The sequence below is a fragment of the Plantibacter sp. CFBP 13570 genome, assembly GCF_014841395.1.
Lineage (GTDB): Bacteria > Actinomycetota > Actinomycetes > Actinomycetales > Microbacteriaceae > Plantibacter > Plantibacter auratus.
In genome coordinates this window covers 1-561 of record NZ_JACYTW010000147.1, presented here as the reverse complement: position 1 = coordinate 561, position 561 = coordinate 1, and the positions used below count along the sequence as shown (strand labels likewise).

Annotated in this window: 1 protein-coding gene; it reads right to left on the bottom strand. The window is 65.8% G+C overall.

All coding sequences use genetic code 11. The annotated features are described in order from the left end of the window. Window positions 1–561: ABC transporter ATP-binding protein (locus IFT89_RS19950; protein ID WP_202939853.1), on the bottom strand; the 561-nt coding region annotated here is incomplete at both ends.

The following is a 561-nucleotide window of genomic DNA, read 5'->3' as shown; positions in this document are numbered from 1 at the left end:
GTCGACGACCTCACCGTCTTTCATCGCGATGATGTGGTCGGCGTAGCGTGCGGCTTGGTTGAGATCGTGAAGGACGGCGACGAGCGTATGGCCTTGCACCCGGTTGAGTGTGCGGCACAGCTCGAGCAGTTCGATCTGGTGGCTGACATCGAGATAGGTGGTTGGCTCGTCGAGCAGCAGGATCGGCGTCTGCTGGGCCAGTGCGACCGCCATCCACACTCGCTGGCGCTGCCCGCCTGAAAGCTCGTCGACGAGGCGGCCGGAAAGCTCCCGGATTCCGGTGGAGTCCATCGCTGAGGCGACGGCGGTCTCGTCGTCGGGCGACCAGGGTGCGAACAGACGTTGATGTGGGTAGCGTCCCCGCGTCACCAGATCGATGACGCGGATGCCGTCGGGCGCGACGGGACCCTGTGGGAGCAGGCCCACCTCGCGCGCCACTTGTTTGGTCGGCATCTTGTGCAGGCTGCGGCCGTCGAGCAGCACGTTACCGCGCGTCGGCGGTAAGAGTCGGGTGAGGCTCTTGAGGAGAGTGGACTTGCCGCAGGCGTTGGGCCCGACGAT